Below are 18,083 nucleotides of genomic sequence, written 5' to 3'. Positions count from 1 at the left end.
GCTTCGGTTACCCATCTGAGCATGGATGGTGCTTCCCCCCGTGACGCGGTTCACGAATCCGGTCTGTGATCACAGACAAAGCGGCATTCTCTGTGATCTGGCCCAATCCCGGTGCGGGCTGCGGCTATGTTCGAGGGACACCCCCTTCCCACTGATCCCTTTCCATCGGAGGAAATTTCTCATGAGCGACTCCGCCGCCGCCCTGCCGTACGTTGACGGCGACTTCTTCTTTTTTGAAAGCCTGCTGCCAGCCAACGAGCTGGCCCGGCTGAACGAGATCCGCGACTGGATGGAGGCCCACGTGCGCCCCATCTCCCGCGAATACTGGGGCCGCAGCGAATTCCCCGTCCACCTGATCCCTGGCGTGGCGGAGCTGGACATGATCAGTCCCGTGCGCCGGCAGGGCCATTCGCACCTCCTGGCCGGCATGGTCACGGCCGCGATCCACCGCGTGGACGCCTCCTTCGGCACCTTCTTCAGCGGCCACGACGGCCTGTTCACCGGCTCCATCGAGCTGCTGGCCTCGGAGGAGCAGAAGGCCGCGTGGCTGCCGGACATTTACTCCTTGAAGAAGACCGGCGTGTTTGCCATCACCGAGCCGCTGGCCGGCTCCGACGTGGCCGGCGGCACGCAGACCACGGCCGTGCGGGACGGGGACTCCTGGATCCTCAACGGCGAGAAGCGGTGGATCGGCAACTCGACGTTCTCCGACTACGTCATTGTCTGGGCCAAGGACGTGGCGGACGGACAGGTCAAGGGCTTCCTCGTGGATACTTCCACGCCCGGCTTCAAGGCGACCCTCATTGAAAACCGGATCGCCCTGCGCGCGGTCCAGAACGCCGACATTGTCCTGACGGACGTCGTCGTGCCCCACTTCAACAAGCTGGCGGGAGCCAACAGCTTCCGCGACACCAACAAGGTCCTCAAGACCACCCGCGCCACGGTGGGCTGGCAGGCCGTGGGCATGCAGCTGGCCGCCTTTGACGTGGCCCGCAAGTACGCCGTGGAGCGCCACCAGTTCGGCAAGCCGATCGCCAGCTTCCAGCTCATCCAGGAGCAGCTCGTCACCATGCTCTCCAACGCCCAGGCGTCGATGGGCATGATGGTCCGGCTGGCCCAGATGGAGGACGACGGGACCACCCGCAACGAGCACTCCGCCCTGGCCAAGGCGTTCGTGACCAAGTGCATGCGCGAGACCGTGGCGCTGGGGCGGGGGATCCTGGGCGGCAACGGCATCTCCGTGGACTACGAGATGGCCAAGATCTTCTGCGACGCCGAGGCCATCTACACCTACGAGGGCACCTACGAGATCAACACGCTGGTGGCCGGGCGCGCCATCACGGGGATCGCTGCGTTCACGTAAAAGTTCGACGGCGGCCGCCTCGCCCGGGTGGGCGGCGGCCAAGTGGGCGGGCGGCGGTCAGTGGCATCGAGCCTCCGCCGCTGCACCCGTCCTGAATTGGGGGACGGCCTTGGAAGGCAGGTCTCAGCTTTCCTAGCGTGTTTTTGATCTGCATCATTGGCGCACTTAGATTGGTGTTTTGGTACGATGTAGACGAAATCACTTATCTATCCGCAATGAGGTGGCTCGTGCTTATCCGATTTGAAGTGGAGAACTTTCGCTCGATACTAGAACCCGCGGAGCTGTCAATGGTTGCAATTGACGACCGGCGTGAGGCTCGGGACCATCCCAGGATCGGGGCGTCGCTGGTACCTGTTGCCGGGATTTTCGGCCCGAACGCTTCGGGGAAGTCAAACGTGTTGGCGGCACTTGCGTGGCTCCGGATAGCGGTCCGCGATTCCCTCCGCCGCTGGGACGATGAAATCCCGGTCGAGCCGTTCGCTTTTGGGGACGCGAAACACCGCGATTCCTCATTTGTCCTTGAAATGGAAGTGCAGGGCGTTCGCTTTGAATACCTGCTTGACGTCGGGCGAGAGCGCGTCAGCTATGAGGCGCTTTTCCACTACCCGGAGGGGCGGCGCCGGCGGATCTTCGAGCGCAACCTAAACGAGCTGGTTCTTCAGCGGGGCCTGGGGGAGCTTTCCGGCACCAGGTCTCTGCTGACGGACCGATCTCTGGCACTGTCCATCATGCGCAGGTTCGATGAGCCAGACACGTCGTCGTTTGCGCGGGAGCTTCTACGCCTCAGCACGCTGGGGCAGCCGCTGAACCGCGGTATGCGCCCCCTGGGTGGAACCGTAGTTTCGACGCTGCGGGTCTTTGACCGACCGCAGGATGAGGAGCTCAACCTGTTTGGTGAGGGGGAGCTGGGGGCGGAGCCTGAATTGCAGTCCACGAGGCAACAGGCAATTTCCCTCCTCCAGCTTGCCGACCTCGGCGTGGCGGATGTGGAGATTGAGGAGACCACCATCCATTCTCGCAGCGGGGAGCCGGCCATTCGACGCTCCCCTCGACTTGTTCACTTGATGAACAGTGAGCGCTTATCCTTTGACTACCTGGACGAGTCTGCAGGAACGCGGACTTGGTTCGAGCTTATTGGGCCTGTACTGAACTCGCTTCGCACCGGGGCCCTTGTCATTTTCGATGAGCTAGAAGCAGGGTTGCACCCTACGCTGACGGCACAATTGATCAAGCTATTTGAGGCGCAAAACTCCAATCCTTATGGAGCGCAGCTCGTTTTTACGTCCCACGACGCCAACTTGCTCAATCACCTAAATCGCGACGAGGTGTGGCTTACGGAAAAGAACCCGAATGGTTCCACCAGATTTGCAGCGCTCTCTGATTTTGCAGGGGAGCGGGTGAGACGTTCCGCAAATCTTGAAAGCGGCTACCTGAGCGGACGGTTCGGAGCGCTTCCTGATGTGTCCCGTCCCGGGGTGTTGCGCGACCTGGGGCTCATAGGATGACAGCCAAAGGCCGGGCCAACCAGAGAGGCAAAAGGCTCAGACGCACTACGGAAACTAAGCCTGTTCGCATCACCTTTCGAATCTACTCAGAAGGTGAGTCAACTGAACCGGAATACATCGACGCCCTAAAACGCCTCCCGGAATTTGCGGAAACGATTGCGGTGGATATCGCGATCGAAGAGGTTGGCGCGACTCCCATGCATCTCGTTGAGTCGGCATGTGCCGCAAAGCACCGGGTTGATTTGGACATTGACTTCTACTGGTGTGTTTTCGACGTCGAGCACCCAAAGCCTCATCCATATCTTGACCGTGCCACAAACATGGCACGCGACAACGACGTGTCCTTGGCGATAAGCAATCCGTGCTTTGAGCTGTGGTTGATCCTCCACTATCGGGACCAGACGGCTCACCTTTCCACGGACGAGGCCATCCGGCTTCGAAAGGGACTGGATGGTTCTGACGGGAAACACCTTGACGGCGCCACATACATGGCGGCCAGAAGGGACGCAATACGCAGGGCGCAGTCGCTGCGCAAGAAACATCTTGGTGATGGCACCAAGTTCCCCCATGACAACCCCTCTTCATCATTTGATGAACTCGTAACGCTCATCGATGCAAAGGTGAAAGCAGCCGGGGGCGGCCGGGTTCACCGCGACGCTGATTGAAAACCGGATCGCCCTGCACGCGGTTCAGAATGCCGACATTTTCCTGAGTGACGTCTTCGTGCCCCAGTTCAATAAGGTGGCGCAATCCAACATCGTCCGGGACACAACGCACCTGTGAGATCAACACCTGGTCGCCGGGCGGGCGATCACGGGGAACGCGTCGTTCACGTAAAGGTCCGATGGCGGCCGCCTCGCCCGGGTGGGCGGCGGCCATGCTGGTGCATGGAATCGGCAACCGCGGAGCATGGGACAGACACATTCACGACTTACACGATATTCATGACTTACACGTATATTCAGGTGCCTATTCAGGCGTCCCGAGCACGGACAACCGGTTCGCGCCCACTGCCGGGTCCGCCCTTGTCTGCTACCTGATCGGCGCTCCGTCGGCGTATCATGTATTACGTCAGCAACGTGTCAGGAGGCGCAGGTGAAGCTCAACAGCAAGGGCCAGGTGACCATCCCGGCCGAGTTGCGGCACCGGCATGGATTTGACGAGGGCGACGAGGTCGACGTCGTCGAGGACGGCTGCACGCTACGCATCGTGCATTCAACGCCCGGCCAGAGCAGAGGTGAACGCTTGGTCAACCGGTTGCGCGGCCGGGCAACGACGACGCAGACAACCGACGAGCTGATGAAGTTGCTGCGTGGCGAGTGACGGCGGGCCGCGGGTCACGCTGGTCGACTCCAACGTGCTTCTCGACATAGCCACCGACGATCCAGTGTGGTCGCGGTGGTCCAGCCGGGCCCTTGGGCGTGTCCTGGATGAGGGCGTGGCCGTCCTGAATCCCCTCGTCTATGCTGAGGTGTCCGTCGGCTTCGACCGGATCGAGGATCTGGATGACGTGCTGCCGACGACGGCGTTTCGGCGCGAGCCACTTCCGTATCCGGCGGGTTTCCTCGCCGGCAAGGCCTTCCTGAGCTATCGTCGCCGCGGCGGCACGAAGTCATCGCCGCTGCCGGACTTCTACATTGGTGCCCACGCGGCGGTGGCTGGTTACCGACTGCTCACCCGAGACGCGCGCCGATACCGCACCTACTTCCCACGAGTGGCTCTGCTGTCCCCGACGGAGGGGTGAGCCGCCGGGGTGGGCCGGCCGCCCAGGGCGGGGGTCCCGGCGTCGTGCGTCCACGGCGGCCGCATTGTCTTGGATCACAGACACCACGGTTGCCGCACGCCTAGGATTGCGGCGCCCGCGGGGGTTGGATGGAAGTAAGGGAAATCCCGCCGGACTTTTCGGACCAACATCTAAGGAAACCATCATGGCAACGATGCATGACCCCTCCCGCACCATCCGGGCCGCCCGCGGCACCGACCTTTCCGCCAAGTCGTGGCAGACCGAGGCGCCCCTGCGCATGCTCATGAACAACCTGGACCCCGAGGTGGCCGAGCGCCCCGAGGACCTGGTGGTCTACGGCGGCACCGGCCGGGCGGCGCGCTCCTGGGAGGCCTATGACGCGATCGTGGCCACGCTGAAGACGCTCGACGACGACGAGACCCTCCTGGTGCAGTCCGGCAAGCCCGTGGGCGTGTTCCGCACCAACGTCTGGGCCCCGCGCGTGCTGCTGGCCAACTCCAACCTGGTGGGCGACTGGGCCACCTGGCCGGAATTCCGCAAGCTCGAGGCCGAGGGCCTGATGATGTACGGCCAGATGACGGCCGGGTCCTGGATCTACATCGGCACCCAGGGCATCCTGCAGGGCACCTTCGAGACCTTCGCGGCGATCGCGGAAAAGCGCTTCGGCGGCACCCTGGCCGGGACGCTGACCCTGACCGGCGGCTGCGGCGGCATGGGCGGCGCCCAGCCCCTCGCCGTCACCCTCAACGGCGGCGCGTGCCTGATCGTGGACGTGTCCGAGGAGCGGCTGCGGCGCCGCGTGGGCAAGAGGTACCTGGACGAGGTGGCCCCGGACCTGGATGCGGCGCTGGAGCGCGTCCTGTCGGCGAAAGCTGCGAAGACCCCGCTGTCCGTGGGCGTTGTGGGCAACGCCGCCGAGATCTTCCCCGAGATCCTGCGCCGTCACCAGGCCGGCGAGTTCACCGTGGACATTGTCACTGACCAGACCAGCGCCCACGACCCCCTCTCCTACCTGCCCACCGAATACTCCGTGGAGGAGTGGGCCGCCGAGGCCGAGGCGGACCCGGACGGCTTTACCAAGAAGGCCCAGAACGCCATGGCCCGCCACGTGCAGGCCATGGTGGTATTCCAGGACGCCGGCGCCGAGGTGTTCGACTACGGCAACTCCATCCGCGACGAGGCCCGCAAGGGCGGCTACGCGAGGGCGTTCGAGTTCCCCGGCTTCGTCCCGGCCTACATCCGCCCGCTGTTCTGCGAGGGCCTGGGCCCGTTCCGCTGGGTGGCCCTCTCCGGCGACCCCGAGGACATCCGCGTGACCGACGAGGCCCTGAAGGAGCTCTTCCCCGAGAACGCACACCTGCACCGCTGGCTCGACGCCGCGGCGGAGCACGTCGAGTTCGAGGGCCTCCCCGCGCGCATCTGCTGGCTGGGCTACGGCGAACGCGCCAAGGCCGGCGTGCTGTTCAACGAACTGGTGGCCTCCGGCAAGGTGAAGGCCCCGATTGTGATTGGCCGCGACCACCTGGACTCCGGCTCCGTGGCCTCCCCGTACCGCGAGACCGAGGCCATGAAGGACGGCTCCGACGCGATCGCCGACTGGCCGCTGCTGAACGCCCTGCTCAACACCTCCTCCGGCGCCACCTGGGTTTCCATCCACCACGGCGGCGGCGTGGGCATCGGCCGCTCCATCCACGCCGGCCAGGTCTCCGTGGCCGACGGGACCCCGCTGGCAGCGGAGAAGCTGTCCCGGCTGCTGACCAACGATCCCGGCATGGGCGTGATCCGCCACGTCGACGCCGGCTACGAGCGGGCCGTGGAGGTGGCCGCCGAGCGTGGCGTCCGCATCCCCATGCAGGAGCAGTAGCGTTTTCCTGCGGTCTTCTGCGGTCTTCTGCGGCGGCGGCGTGCCAGGCTGACGACGGCGTGTGAAATTTCATACGCCCCGTTGCTCGCCGGCACCGCGCCACTTTTGAAGTGGCGCACCGTCAGCCGCCAGCCGTGCGCAGCTTCAAAGTTTCGGCCGCCCCATGGCCGCGCACGCCGTTGACCGGCCTCCTGAATTGGGCAGATACTGGGATGGTCGAAGCGGGGTTTCACTTCTGGGGCGCCGCGCGGCCAACGCCGAGGAGCCGATAATGGGATCGGAGAGTTTGCGGCAGTTTCAACGCGTGCCTGCCCCCGGCCGTGCGTTGCGGGTACTTCCGGCAGGCAGACCTGCGGCACACCAGACCGCGAATCACGGCCGTCCGGGCACGGCGGACCCCGGATGGGGGCACGACTTTTCCAGGATTCCGGTGTACACGCGGCCTATGGCGGCCGACAGGGGGGCCGCAGCCCAACGCCTGGCTGCCGGCCACACCATGGCGCTTCTTCCGGAGTCCGGGCCCGGCGACGGCCGCGGCCTGGCGGTCACGGACGCGGAATCCACCGACGACAGGTCAACGGCCGCCCTCATCGGCGGCGGCATAGGTGCCGTTGTGGGCGGCATTGCAGGTTTTCTGCTGGGCGGCGGGGCGGGGGCCGTCATCGGCGGATTGGGCGGCGCGGCGTTGGGTGCGGGAATCGGGGCGGCCCTTGGCGGCGGCCCGGCCGGTCCGTCCGGCCCCGTGCCCGTGGCCGTCCGCAACGGGCCCGCGCACACCCCGATCGACCGGCCCGACGTTGCGGGGATGGCCATCGCCATCACCTTGACGTCGTCAACCGGCAATGACGCCGACATGGCAGCGGTTCAGGACAGTGAACAGGTCAGCTCCTCCTTGAACCACACCGGTTCCTATGCGACTGTTCCGTCTGGGCGCAGCAACAACAGCGGGTACATGGCGGGGTTCCCGATCCCGGATGACCAACACACGGAAGGCAAGGCCAGGATTATCGACTGCGCCGACAACCTTGGCGGCAACGGCAGCATGGAGCGCGAACAGTTGGACACGTTCACAGCGCCCGGCAGCGGCGTCACCACCCCGACGGCCATCCCCAATTCGGGCTATCTCATCCGGCGCATCATCACCGTCACCGGAACGCGCATCGTGTTCCGGCTCCAAAAGGACCCACACGCCTGCACGGTCAACGGGTTTACCACGGCCGCAGGGCCGTCACCGTCCCAGGGTGAAGACGTAGTGGTCAGGCCGTAGCGCAGTGGAAAATCCGCCGGAAAATCCAGCAGGGCGCCCCCACCTGTTCGTCCGGGAGGGAGGGCGGATCGTCGATGCGCCCCCGGCGGACCAGGCCGTGGCGGCAGGGTATGCACAAGCGGCGGACAAGGGCCACGCGGCCGGCGGCTACCGGCTGACCCTGTTGGCCGAAGGTCCGGCATGCACGGTCGGCCAGACAGTCAGGATCATCCATGTCTGCGAGTCCGTGGCAGCGGACGCCCCCGTGTATCCCATGGGCCCCAAACCTGTCACCGGCGAATACGTCGACGGGCAACTGGTCGCGCCCCAGGGCCCGGCGGACGACCATCCCCTCATTCCGCCGTCCTACGACGGACGGGTGGCCCCGGGGCCCGGCCTCGACTTCAACTTCGACATCACGGAATACACTTTTGGCACTCCCGGACGGCACTCTGTGCAGTGGCGGCCCGGTTCCTGGGAGTCGAACACGTTGTGGTTTGACGTCACGTAGCGTTCGCGGCGCCGGGAGCGTGACCGTGGGATTCCCCGCGCCGCGGACGGACTCCGGCGCGGGGCGCTTGCCTGCCATGGACGCATTTGCGCAATCCGCGCCGGCCAAGATTCTTGTTGACACGATGGGCCGCTGCGGCGCATTCTAGGCATTATTCTGCATCGCGTCGCCATGAGTCTTTCAACGCGACGGCGGGCCCGGCATCAGGACCCCCGTTTAGCACCGACAAGTTAAGAGCTCCAGTTCTGGTGGGGGATCCAATGCCAGTCACAACAAGCTATCCGGGCGTCTATGTCACCGAAGTGTCCAGCGGGGTCCACACCATCACGGGTGTGGCCACTTCCATCACCGCCTTCATTGGCAGGGCGGCCCGCGGACCCGTGGATGCACCGGTCACCATCAACAGCTTTTCCGATTTTGAGCGCACCTTTGGCGGGCTGTGGCTGGGCAGTTCCCTGGGCTACGCGGTCCGCGACTTTTACCGCAACGGCGGCAGCCGGGCCATCGTGGTGCGGCTTTTCCACAACAACTACGCAGACGCCACGGCCCGGGCCAATGCCGTCGCGGCCGCAACTGCCACGGCGGCGGCGGCGACGGGCAGCAGCGCCCAGGCCGCCGCCGCGGCGGCGGCCGCCAAGGCCGCCACGTACTCCAGCGGACCGGAGAAGGCTGCCGCGGACGTCGTGGCCGCCGCCGCGCAGGCCGCCTCCACCGCATCCGGCGCAACAGCCGCCACGGTGGGGGACGCCGCCACGGCGGCAGCGGCGACCGCCACCCCGCTTGACGCGGCGCAGCTCGCCATGTCCACCCTCACGCTCAACGCCAAGTATCCCGGCGCCTGGGGCAACAGCCTGCGGGCCCGGGTGGAATACGTCACCGTCAACGGCGTGCAACAGCCGGACGTTTTCAACCTCCTGGTCCGCGACGGCACCACGGGCAAGGTCGAGACGTTCCTGAACGTCTCGGTGCTTCCCGGCGACGTGCGGCGGGTGGACGCGGTGCTTGCCGGCGGCTCCGGGCTGGTCACGGCCGCCGGGCTTCCGGCCTCCCGCCCGGACAAGAGCCCGGACCCGGACACCTCCCGGCACCAGTTCGACAAGTGGGGCGACAACGCCGTGGCCGAAGTGCCGGCCGACAACACCACCAACCCGCCCACCCCCGCCATCCCGGCCCTGCCGGCCACCAACGCGGTGGTGGCCCCTGCCGGACTGGCCAGTGACGGCGGCGCCCTGGCCACCACCGACTTCAACGGACCCGGCAAGCAGGACGGCAAGACGGGCCTGTACGCCCTGGCCAACGCCGACCTGTTCAACCTGCTGTGCATCCCGCCCTACCTGAACGGACCGAACGACGGCGACATCGACTACGCCGGGCTGGTTCCGGACGCCGTGGCCTACTGCCAGTCGCGCCGTGCCGTCCTGCTGCTCGACTCCCCGCACGCTTGGGGCGACGCGGCCACCGCCGTCACGCAGTTCCGCTCCGGCGTGATCGGAACCACCAGCAACTACGCGGCCCTGTACTTCCCCCGGATGCTGTCCCCGGACCCGTTGCGCGGCAGCCAGCCCGGAGAACTGGTCCCCTGTGGGGCCATGGCCGGCATCATGGCACGCACCGACAGCAGCCGGGGCGTGTGGAAGGCACCGGCCGGGCTGGACGCCACGTTGAATGGCGCGCAGGCCCTGACCGTCACCATGAACGACGCCGAAAACGGCAATCTGAACCCGCTGGGCGTGAACTGCCTGCGCAGCTTTCCGGCCGCCGGCACAGTGGCCTGGGGCGCCCGGACCCTGGAAGGAAACGACCAGCTGGCCTCGCAATGGAAGTACCTCCCGGTGCGCCGGACGGCACTGTTCATCGAGGAGAGCCTGTACCGGGGCACGCAGTGGGTGGTGTTCGAGCCCAACGACGAACCGCTCTGGGCGCAGATCCGGCTCAACGTCGGCGCCTTCATGCACAACCTGTTCCGCCAGGGCGCGTTCCAGGGCTCCACGCCGAAGGACGCCTACTTCGTCAAGTGTGATGGCGAGACCACCACGCAAAACGACATCGACCTGGGCGTGGTCAACATCCTGGTCGGATTCGCCCCGCTCAAGCCGGCCGAATTTGTGGTCATCACGCTGGCGCAAATTGCCGGCGCGGTGCAGGTTTAGGAGGGGACCATGGCCCAGTTCAGCGTCAATGCCCAGCGTTTTGACCCCTACAAGAACTTCAAGTTCCGCATTAAGTGGGACGGGAGGTACGTGGCCGGCGTCAGCAAGGTTGGCGGCCTCAAGCGCACCACGGAGGTGGTCAAGCACCGCGAAGGCGGGGACCCGTCGTCGTCCAGGAAGTCCCCGGGCCGCACCGAATTTGACGCCGTCACGATTGAACGCGGCGTCACGCATGACACCGACTTTGAGGCGTGGGCGGCTAAGGTGTGGGACTTCGGCTCGGGGCTCGGTGCCGAAGTCTCGCTCAAGGACTTCCGCAAGGACATCATCCTGGAGGTCTACAACGAGGCCGGCCAGAAGGTGCTCGCCTACAACATCTACCGCTGCTGGGTTTCCGAGTACCAGGCGCTGCCGGACTTGGACGCCAACGCCAACGCCGTCGCCATTGCGCACATCAAGCTGGAAAACGAAGGCTGGGAACGGGACCCCTCCGTCACCGAACCCACGGAACCGACCCTGAGTTCGGCGAACGGGTGATGGGCGGTGCCGGGGCCGGGGGCAGCCCAACTGCTGGAGGTGTGGGAACGGGGCCTTGACCAGGAGCCGGTGCGGCGTGCGCTGACCTTGCTGGCCGCAGCCTGCCCGCGGGAATCGGCAGGGGAGCTGGCCGGCTGGCCGCTGGGCCGGCGCGACGCGGCGCTGCTGGCGTTCAGGGCGGAACTGTTCGGGCCGGAGCTGGAGGCTCTTGCGCAGTGCCCGGGCTGCGGCCTGGAGGTGGAGCTGTCCTTCCCGGCCGGCTCCCTCGGGCCCGCGGGCGCCGCGCAGCCGGTCACGGTCCGGCGGGACGGCTTCGAGGTTGTCCTGCGCGCCGTCACCAGCAACGACCTGCTCGGCCTGGACTCCGCCGACGCACAGCCCGACGCACAGTCAGCCCTGGTGCACCGCTGCATCGCCGGCGCCTCGGCCGGCGGGGTCGCCGTGGAGCCGGCATCCCTGCCCGCCGGCCTGGTGGCCGCCCTCGGGGAGGAGCTGGGCCGGGCGGATCCTGCCGGCACCACGGAGCTCGCGCTCGAGTGCCCCGGGTGCGCCCGGCACTGGCTGGCGCCGCTCCACATTGCCTCCTACCTGTGGGCGGAGCTGCACCACTGGGCCCGGCGCATGCTGCTGGACATCCACACCCTGGCGCACGCCTACGGCTGGTCCGAGCGCGACGTCCTGGCCCTGCCGCCACGCCGCCGCCAGGCCTACCTGGAGCTGGTGGCCCCGTGAACTACCTGGCCGGCTTGTTGCGCCGCGAGCTTCCCCCCGCTGCCCCAGGTGCCGGAACCTTGGGCGCCGGCACCTTTATAGCTGGAAGAACGACGCCGGAGGGCGCCGTGGTGCCGCGCCTGGCCTCCCGCTTCGAGGAACCGGGCGCCCCGCTGTGGCCGGGCAGCGGAAACGTGGCAGCAGCAACGGGCGAGGACGCGGGCCCGTGGACAGGCGACGCCCCCTCCGGCAGCACGTGTACCGCCGCTGCCGCCAGCGCTCCGGCACCGGACCGTCCTGCCGTGCCGCGGCCGGGACCGAGGCCCGCGCCGCCCGCAGCCGCCGCGCCGCAGCCGGGCGGAGTCCGTACTCCCCGGGCTGGCACTGTGACGCCGCCCGCCGTCCGGGAACGCCCGCACCTGGCGGTGGACGCCGCGCCGCCGCGCGCGGCCGCGGCGAACCGCCCCGGCAGCCCCGTGCCGGCCGTGCCCCAGCCAGGCGTCCGGCCGGGCGCGGCTGGCCCGGACGACCGCCACAACACCGGCGGCGAGCCCGGGCACTTGATGCGGGCGGCCGGCGTCGTCCGCGGGGAGGCAACGGTATGGCGGCCCGCCGGGGTGCCGGCACAGCGCCGCACCGAGACGCCTGCGCCGTCCCAATTCCCGGAAGCCGGCACGGTCCGGCCGCGGCTGGAGCAGCTGCTGCGCCGCGAACCGGCACGGGCCCCCGAACAGCACATCCACGTCCACATCGGCCGGATCGAGGTCAAGGCCGCGGCGGCGCCGGCGCAACCGCCCGCTGCCGGGCCGCCGGCATCCGGGCTCATGAGCCTGGATGAGTACCTCAAGGGCCGGCGATGAGCAGCACCTGGGCAGTCGCCGTCGTGACCGCAGCCCTGCGGAACCTCCTGCTGAACACCGTCCCGGTGCTGGATCCGGCCCTTTCCGACCTCAGCGTCACCACCCGCACGCCGGACATGGCCCGCAAGACCGTCACCGGGGCCTCCCTGAACGTGTTCCTCTATGGCACGGCCGTCAACGCCGGCTGGCGCAACCAGGACCTGCCGCGGACCCGGCCGGGGGAGTCGGCCACCCCGCCGCTGTCGCTGAACCTGCACTACCTGGTCACGGCCTACGGCCGCGACGACACGGACCAGGACGCGGTGAGCCACCGGGCCCTGGCCGCGGCCATGAGCGTGCTGCACGACCACCCCGTGCTCAGCCCCGACGAACTGACGGCGGCGCTGGCCAACAGCGACGTGGCCGGCCAGCCCGAACGCCTGCGCATCACGCCGCTGCCGCTCTCCACCGACGAGTTGTCCAAGCTGTGGACGGCATTCCAAACCAGCCTGCACGTCTCCGCCGCCTACGAGGTGACGGTCGTGCTGATCGACAGCCACACGCCGGGGAGCGCCGCACTCCCCGTCCTGGCCCGCGGCAGCCGCGACGAAGGCGCACAAACGGTCCTCGGTGCGGCTGCCACGCTCAGCGCGCTGGTGCCGCCGCGCTCGCAGGCGGCCGCCGCGCAGGGGCAGCCCGTGGTGGTGGCCGGAAGCGGGCTGGCGGTGCTGGACACGGTGCTGCGCTTCACGAGCCTGTGGCGCCCCCTGCCGCCCGGCCCGCCGCTGCCGCCCGTGGAGCTGGCCCCGGCGCCCGGCCCCGCGCCCGGCCAGCTGGTGGTGGTGCCGCCGGACCTTGGCGCGGACCCCGCCGCCTGGGGCCAATGGGTGCCCGGCTTCTATACCGTGTCCGCCGTGACCCGTACGCCCGGCCTCCCGGCAGTGGTCAGCAACAAGGTGGCCTTTGCCCTGGCCCCGGCCGTGACCGTCAGCCCGCACAACCCGGCCGCCGTGTCCGTGGGCGGCACGGTCACACTGACCTGCTCGCCCCGGATTGGCGCCGGCCAGGACGTCGTGGTGCTGTGCGGCGGCGCCACGGCCGGGGCCACCGTGAGCAACCCGTCGCCCGGGGACCCGGGCTACGCCGGCACGCCCACCACTGTGACGTTTGCCGTCCCGGCCGTTCCTGCCGGGCTCCACCCGGTCAGGCTGCGCGTGGACGGCGTGGACAGCATCCCCGTCGACTTCACCGGTCCCGTGCCGGCCTTCGACCCGGCCCAGCAGGTGAGGGTCACATGATCGCGCAGCAGGAGTGGCTGGCGGCCAACGACGAGTTCCTGGCCGCCCGGCTGGACTGGCTGCGGGGGAGGCTGGAGGCGCTTGCCGGCGGGGGCGCCGGCGAGAATGGAATTCGCCGCTCCGGCCCGGCGGCGCCGCGGCCTGAAGCGCCCCGGCCGGCGGTCGCGCCCGGGCCGGGTGAGCCGGCGGTGGAAGGCGGGCTTCGCGCGGAGCTGCCGCTGGAGCGGCTGGCCCGCGCCTTTGGCCTGAGCAGCTTTGAAGAGGACGTGCTGTTCCTGTGCGCGGCCATGGAACTGGACACGGGCCTCGGCGGGCTGTGCGCCCGGGCCCAGCACGATCCGCAGTGCAACTACCCGACCTTTGCCCTGGCCCTGGCGGCCTTTGACAACCCCGCCTGGGAGGCCATGGCGCCGCACCGGCCGCTGCGCCATTGGCCGCTGGCCGCCGTCGAACGGGCTGCCCCCCTGACGGGCGCCCGGCTGTCCGCCGACGAGCGGATTGTCAATTACCTCAAGGGCCTGGACCACCTGGACGAATTCTTTGAACCGCTGCTGGCGCAGCTGCCGGCCTCCGGTTCGCTGCCGCCGTCACAGGCGGCCGCCGCGGCACGGATTGCCGCGATGGCTGCCGGCACCGGCGCCACCCCGGCCATTGCCCTGCCGGGACCGAACCAGCTGGGCAAGGAACTCGTGGCAGCCCACGTGGCGGCCGGCTTTGGGCTGGAGCTGTTCAAGCTCGACGCCGCCGAACTGCCCGCCGGGGCCGCGGACGTGACGGCGAGCGCCCGGTTGTGGCACCGGGAGGCACTGCTGTCCACGGTTGCGCTGTTCATCGACGCCACGGACACCGAGCCCGCGGGGGCGCAGGCGGACGCTGTCCGCCGGTGGCTGGCGCAGACCGGCGGGCTGGTCTTTGTGGCCGTCAGGGAGCCCTGGCCCAGGCTTGGGGCGGCCGCCGTCACCATCGGCAAGCCCACCGCAGCCGAACAGGCCGACGCCTGGCGGTCCGGCCTGGGGCCCGGGAGTGCCGGGGCGGCCACCGCGCTGGCCAACAGCTTCGACTTTGAACTTGGCGAGATCGCCGCGTCCCTGGCGCAGGCCGCCTCCCTGGCGCAGGCCGGCCCGGCGGATGCGGCTTCCCCGGCGGAGGACGGGAAGCGGCAAGGCGGGCTGGACGGTGCACTGGCCTGGGCCGCGGCACTGGAAACCTCCCGGCCCGCCCTGAACCGGCTGGCCCGCCGGGTCGACGCCAGGGCCCGGCTGGCCGACCTCAAGCTGCCGGCCGTCGAATCGGCGATGTTGCGCGAAATTGCAGGCCAGGCCGGGCAGCGCCGCGCCGTGTACGACGGCTACGGGTTCGGCGCCCGGATGAACCGCGGCACCGGCATCAGCGTTCTCTTTGCCGGCGAGAGCGGCACGGGCAAGACGATGGCCGCGGAGGCGCTGGCCAACGAGCTGGCCCTCATGCTGTACAAAATTGACCTCTCCGCCGTGGTCAGCAAGTACATTGGCGAAACCGAGAAGAACCTGCGCAGGCTCTTCGACGCCGCGGAGGGGGGCGGGGCCGTGCTGTTCTTCGATGAGGCGGACGCCTTGTTCGGAAAGCGCAGCGAGGTCAGGGACAGCCATGACCGCTACGCGAACATTGAAGTGAGCTACCTCCTCCAGCGCATGGAGAGCTTCAACGGACTGGCGGTGCTGGCTTCCAACCGCAAGGACAGCCTGGATCCGGCCTTTCTGCGGCGCCTGCGGTTTGTGGTGAATTTCCCGTTCCCCGCGCAGGCCGAACGGCTGTCCATCTGGCAGGGGGCCTTCCCGGCCCAAGCCCCCGTGGGTGGCCTCGACCTGGACCGGCTGGCCCGGCTGAACCTCACCGGCGGGAGCATCCACAGCGTGGCCCTGAACGCGGCATTCCTGGCCGCGAACGACGGCGGCCGGGTCACCATGCCGCTGGTCCTGGCTGCGGCGCGCAGCGAGTTCCGCAAGCTGGAGCGGCCCATAATCGACGCCGACTTTTTCTGGCACACGGAGGCGGACCGCTATGGACATTGACGTGAGAATCGACAGGCTGGTCCTGGAGGGGCTGGATGTGGATACCCGCTCTGCAGCCCTGGTTTCCACCGCCCTCGAGACGGAGCTGGCGCGCCGGCTGGGCGGTGATGCCGGGAACACCGCGGAGGCCGGCGATGGCGGCGCCCGGGCGGCGGATTGGATGCTGGCCGGTGCGGCGGTGCCGGCCCTTCGCCCGGCGCCGGTGGCCTTGCCCGGCGGTTCCGACCCGCGGGCCATGGGCCGTTCCATCGCCGGAGCCGTGATGGGAGGGCTGAACCATGGCCGATGAATTTGACGGCGCACGGGCGGAAGCGGCCAAGGCGGCAGCCATGTCTGTCGCGCGCCCGGCCCGCGCCACGGGGGAGGCCGCCCGGTCCGGCGGCGCTCCCCTGGCGGACGGGGTGCGGCGGGGCTTTGAAGCGCGTTTCGGGCGGGATTTCACCCGGGTCCGGGTGCATGCGGATTCGGGGGCGGCGGCCCTGGCGCAGTCGATGAACGCGGCGGCACTGACGGTTGGCAGCGACATCTTCTTTGGCGGGGGCCGGTTTCAGCCGGGCACCATGGAAGGCAGGATGCTGCTGGCCCATGAACTCACGCACACCCTGCAACCGGCAGGCCAGGGGGTTTCCACGCCAGGGGATGCGTCGGAGCGGGCAGCCGACCGGAACGCGGCCGCCTACCCGGGCAGCGGCATGCTGCGCATTCCCCCCGGCGGCCGGCACCTTCCCGGGGCGGTCCGCCGCCAGCCGCTGGCGGGTGCCGGCAACTCCGTGCAGGGCGACCCGGCGACGGCCCTGATTGAAGACGCCTCCCCGTTTCTGGCGTCGGCCATTGGCTCGCAGACCCTGGACAATTTCCCGACCGGCCAGGCCGAACCCACGCCGGACCAGCTGGGGCAGCTGAAAGTGCTGGCCGCCACCATCACCGTCCTCCTGCAGCGCTACACGCTGTCCATCGTCACCATCACCGGCCACGCCGACACCGTGGGCACGGAAGCCAGCAACGCCCGGCTCGGCCAGGACAGGGCGGATGCGGTGGCAGGCGCCCTGTCCGGAATGGGCGTCCCCGCCGCCATCATGGCCACGGACAGCCAGGGCGAGGGGCCCGCCCAGGCCGTGGCAACCAAGGACAATGTCCCCAACGCACGCAACCGGCGGGTGGAAATCCGCTTCCACCCGCGCAAATCGCCGCTGGGACGGATGGTGCCGGAACTTGTCCCGCCGCCCGGACCGGGTGGTGCCGGCCTTGGCCCCCCGGCCCCCAAACCCATCGACCTCACCTACCATCCCCAGCCCGTGCCGGACAACGGCGTGAACCTGCCGCCGGACTTTTACAAGCCACTGCCCCCGCCGGTCAAGGGCAGCGGGCCGACGTCAATCGTGGACACGGTGGCGGAAAAGTTGATCGACCCCGTCATCGACGCCGTGGCCGGGGGGCTGTCCAAGGACAAGCGGGACTGGCTCAAGGAGAAGGCCCGTGACGCCGTCATCAAGGGTTCCTCGGCCGCTGCGCGCGCCGCGGCCGAGAGCCTTGGCCTGCATGACGCGGACGGATTGAAGGCTGTCGAAAAGGCCGTGGAAGCAGCCATCCAGGAGAAAGGCAGGGGTACCCCATGAGCTCCCCGCCCATCGCCCCCCGGCTGGTCCGCGGCGGGATCGTGCTGATCGACCCGGTCACGGCCGCCGTCGTGCGCATCATCGCGCTGCAGTACAACCCGGCCACCCTGACGCGCACCCTGGCCGTGCACGGCGCCGGCACGGACACGCCGGACCGCTCCGAGGTGCTGCGCATCAAGGGCCCGCCCACCGAGACGATCAAACTGGAGGCGGACATCGACGCCGTCGACCAGCTGGAGCTCGGCACCGGCCCGGCCACCGCCTCGGGAATCTTCCCGCAGCTGGCCGCCCTGGAAACCATGGTGTACCCCAGCAGCACGCAACTGCTCGCCAACAACGCCCTGCAGCAGGCCGGCCGGCTGGAGATCCTGCCCATGGAGGCACCCCTGCCCCTCTTCGTGTGGAGCAGGAACCGGGTAATTCCCGTGCGCATCACCGACTTCTCCATCACCGAGGAGGCGTTCGACGTCAACCTCAACCCCATCCAGGCCAAGGTCAGCCTGGGCCTGCGCGTGCTCACGGTGGACGACACCGGCTTCGACCACCGCGCGGGCGGCCTGTTCATGAGCTACCTGGCGCAAAAGGAACAGTTCGCCGCCGGCAGCCCGCAAGCCACGCTGGACACGCTCGGAATCAGGGGGATTTAGC

Annotated in this window: 17 protein-coding genes; all 17 read left to right on the top strand. The window is 68.7% G+C overall.

The window, feature by feature from the left end:
* The first annotated feature begins 181 nt into the window (after window positions 1–181).
* The 17 genes from DMB86_RS15120 (at window position 182) to DMB86_RS15040 (ending at window position 18,082) form a co-directional block, all read left to right on the top strand.
* Window positions 182–1,363 (top strand): acyl-CoA dehydrogenase family protein, encoded by a 1,182-nt coding sequence (locus tag DMB86_RS15120; RefSeq protein ID WP_113718531.1) that lies wholly within the window; start codon window positions 182–184, stop codon window positions 1,361–1,363.
* Window positions 1,364–1,590: 227 nt separating this feature from the next.
* The gene (locus DMB86_RS15115) at window positions 1,591–2,868 is read left to right on the top strand and encodes an AAA family ATPase (protein ID WP_113719602.1); all 1,278 of its coding nucleotides are present in this window, start codon (window positions 1,591–1,593) and stop codon (window positions 2,866–2,868) included.
* Window positions 2,865–3,533 carry an RloB family protein gene (locus DMB86_RS15110; RefSeq protein WP_113718530.1) on the top strand — a complete coding sequence of 223 codons (669 nt, stop codon included), beginning with the start codon at window positions 2,865–2,867 and terminating at the stop codon, window positions 3,531–3,533. Before DMB86_RS15115 ends, DMB86_RS15110 begins: the two co-directional genes overlap by 4 nt.
* A 430-nt stretch (window positions 3,534–3,963) precedes the next feature.
* Window positions 3,964–4,191, top strand: a complete 228-nt coding sequence (locus tag DMB86_RS15105; protein WP_113718529.1) for an AbrB/MazE/SpoVT family DNA-binding domain-containing protein — start codon at window positions 3,964–3,966, stop codon at window positions 4,189–4,191.
* The gene (locus tag DMB86_RS15100) at window positions 4,181–4,612 is read left to right on the top strand and encodes a type II toxin-antitoxin system VapC family toxin (RefSeq protein WP_113718528.1); all 432 of its coding nucleotides are present in this window, start codon (window positions 4,181–4,183) and stop codon (window positions 4,610–4,612) included. Before DMB86_RS15105 ends, DMB86_RS15100 begins: the two co-directional genes overlap by 11 nt.
* Window positions 4,613–4,796: 184 nt before the next feature.
* Window positions 4,797–6,476, top strand: a complete 1,680-nt coding sequence (gene hutU / locus DMB86_RS15095; RefSeq protein ID WP_113718527.1) for a urocanate hydratase — start codon at window positions 4,797–4,799, stop codon at window positions 6,474–6,476.
* A 445-nt stretch (window positions 6,477–6,921) separates the two neighbouring features.
* Window positions 6,922–7,743, top strand: a complete 822-nt coding sequence (locus tag DMB86_RS15090; RefSeq protein ID WP_113718526.1) for a hypothetical protein — start codon at window positions 6,922–6,924, stop codon at window positions 7,741–7,743.
* 4 nt (window positions 7,744–7,747) lie between these two features.
* Entirely contained in the window at window positions 7,748–8,233 is a 486-nt protein-coding gene (locus tag DMB86_RS15085) for a hypothetical protein (protein WP_113718525.1), read from the top strand.
* A 260-nt stretch (window positions 8,234–8,493) separates the two neighbouring features.
* Window positions 8,494–10,383 (top strand): phage tail sheath family protein, encoded by a 1,890-nt coding sequence (locus tag DMB86_RS15080; protein ID WP_113718524.1) that lies wholly within the window; start codon window positions 8,494–8,496, stop codon window positions 10,381–10,383.
* Window positions 10,384–10,392: 9 nt separating this feature from the next.
* On the top strand, window positions 10,393–10,920 hold the full coding sequence (locus DMB86_RS15075) for a phage tail protein (RefSeq protein WP_113718523.1): 528 nt from the start codon (window positions 10,393–10,395) through the stop codon (window positions 10,918–10,920).
* 6 nt (window positions 10,921–10,926) lie between these two features.
* The gene (locus DMB86_RS15070; protein ID WP_113718522.1) at window positions 10,927–11,652 is read left to right on the top strand and encodes a hypothetical protein; all 726 of its coding nucleotides are present in this window, start codon (window positions 10,927–10,929) and stop codon (window positions 11,650–11,652) included.
* The gene (locus tag DMB86_RS15065) at window positions 11,649–12,491 is read left to right on the top strand and encodes a hypothetical protein (protein WP_113718521.1); all 843 of its coding nucleotides are present in this window, start codon (window positions 11,649–11,651) and stop codon (window positions 12,489–12,491) included. The genes DMB86_RS15070 and DMB86_RS15065 overlap by 4 nt, the downstream gene beginning before the upstream one ends.
* Window positions 12,488–13,768, top strand: coding sequence for a Pvc16 family protein (locus DMB86_RS15060; RefSeq protein ID WP_113718520.1), 1,281 nt, complete (start codon window positions 12,488–12,490; stop codon window positions 13,766–13,768). Before DMB86_RS15065 ends, DMB86_RS15060 begins: the two co-directional genes overlap by 4 nt.
* The gene (locus DMB86_RS15055; protein WP_113718519.1) at window positions 13,765–15,819 is read left to right on the top strand and encodes an ATP-binding protein; all 2,055 of its coding nucleotides are present in this window, start codon (window positions 13,765–13,767) and stop codon (window positions 15,817–15,819) included. Before DMB86_RS15060 ends, DMB86_RS15055 begins: the two co-directional genes overlap by 4 nt.
* Window positions 15,809–16,108: a hypothetical protein gene (locus DMB86_RS15050; RefSeq protein WP_113718518.1), complete on the top strand. Its 300-nt coding sequence runs from the start codon at window positions 15,809–15,811 to the stop codon at window positions 16,106–16,108. Before DMB86_RS15055 ends, DMB86_RS15050 begins: the two co-directional genes overlap by 11 nt.
* Complete coding sequence (locus DMB86_RS15045) at window positions 16,098–17,435, top strand: eCIS core domain-containing protein (RefSeq protein WP_113718517.1); 1,338 nt, start codon at window positions 16,098–16,100, stop codon at window positions 17,433–17,435. Before DMB86_RS15050 ends, DMB86_RS15045 begins: the two co-directional genes overlap by 11 nt.
* A complete protein-coding gene (locus DMB86_RS15040; protein ID WP_113718516.1) occupies window positions 17,432–18,082 on the top strand; it encodes a hypothetical protein in 651 nt (216 codons plus the stop codon). Before DMB86_RS15045 ends, DMB86_RS15040 begins: the two co-directional genes overlap by 4 nt.
* The last annotated feature ends 1 nt before the right edge of the window (window position 18,083 follow it).

The organism is Arthrobacter dokdonellae (assembly GCF_003268655.1).
GTDB lineage: Bacteria > Actinomycetota > Actinomycetes > Actinomycetales > Micrococcaceae > Specibacter > Specibacter dokdonellae.
Note: the sequence above shows the minus strand (reverse complement) of the source record. Positions and strands in the feature narration are given on the sequence as shown.

What these genes read in the sequence shown, in the direction of transcription:
- DMB86_RS15120 (WP_113718531.1), top strand. Translation starts at nt 182, where the DNA reads ATGAGCGACTCCGCCGCCGCCCTGCCGTACGTTGACGGCGACTTCTTC.
- DMB86_RS15110 (WP_113718530.1), top strand. Translation starts at nt 2,865, where the DNA reads ATGACAGCCAAAGGCCGGGCCAACCAGAGAGGCAAAAGGCTCAGACGC.
- hutU (WP_113718527.1), top strand. Translation starts at nt 4,797, where the DNA reads ATGGCAACGATGCATGACCCCTCCCGCACCATCCGGGCCGCCCGCGGC.
- DMB86_RS15090 (WP_113718526.1), top strand. Translation starts at nt 6,922, where the DNA reads ATGGCGGCCGACAGGGGGGCCGCAGCCCAACGCCTGGCTGCCGGCCAC.
- DMB86_RS15080 (WP_113718524.1), top strand. Translation starts at nt 8,494, where the DNA reads ATGCCAGTCACAACAAGCTATCCGGGCGTCTATGTCACCGAAGTGTCC.
- DMB86_RS15075 (WP_113718523.1), top strand. Translation starts at nt 10,393, where the DNA reads ATGGCCCAGTTCAGCGTCAATGCCCAGCGTTTTGACCCCTACAAGAAC.
- DMB86_RS15060 (WP_113718520.1), top strand. Translation starts at nt 12,488, where the DNA reads ATGAGCAGCACCTGGGCAGTCGCCGTCGTGACCGCAGCCCTGCGGAAC.
- DMB86_RS15055 (WP_113718519.1), top strand. Translation starts at nt 13,765, where the DNA reads ATGATCGCGCAGCAGGAGTGGCTGGCGGCCAACGACGAGTTCCTGGCC.
- DMB86_RS15050 (WP_113718518.1), top strand. Translation starts at nt 15,809, where the DNA reads ATGGACATTGACGTGAGAATCGACAGGCTGGTCCTGGAGGGGCTGGAT.
- DMB86_RS15045 (WP_113718517.1), top strand. Translation starts at nt 16,098, where the DNA reads ATGGCCGATGAATTTGACGGCGCACGGGCGGAAGCGGCCAAGGCGGCA.
- DMB86_RS15040 (WP_113718516.1), top strand. Translation starts at nt 17,432, where the DNA reads ATGAGCTCCCCGCCCATCGCCCCCCGGCTGGTCCGCGGCGGGATCGTG.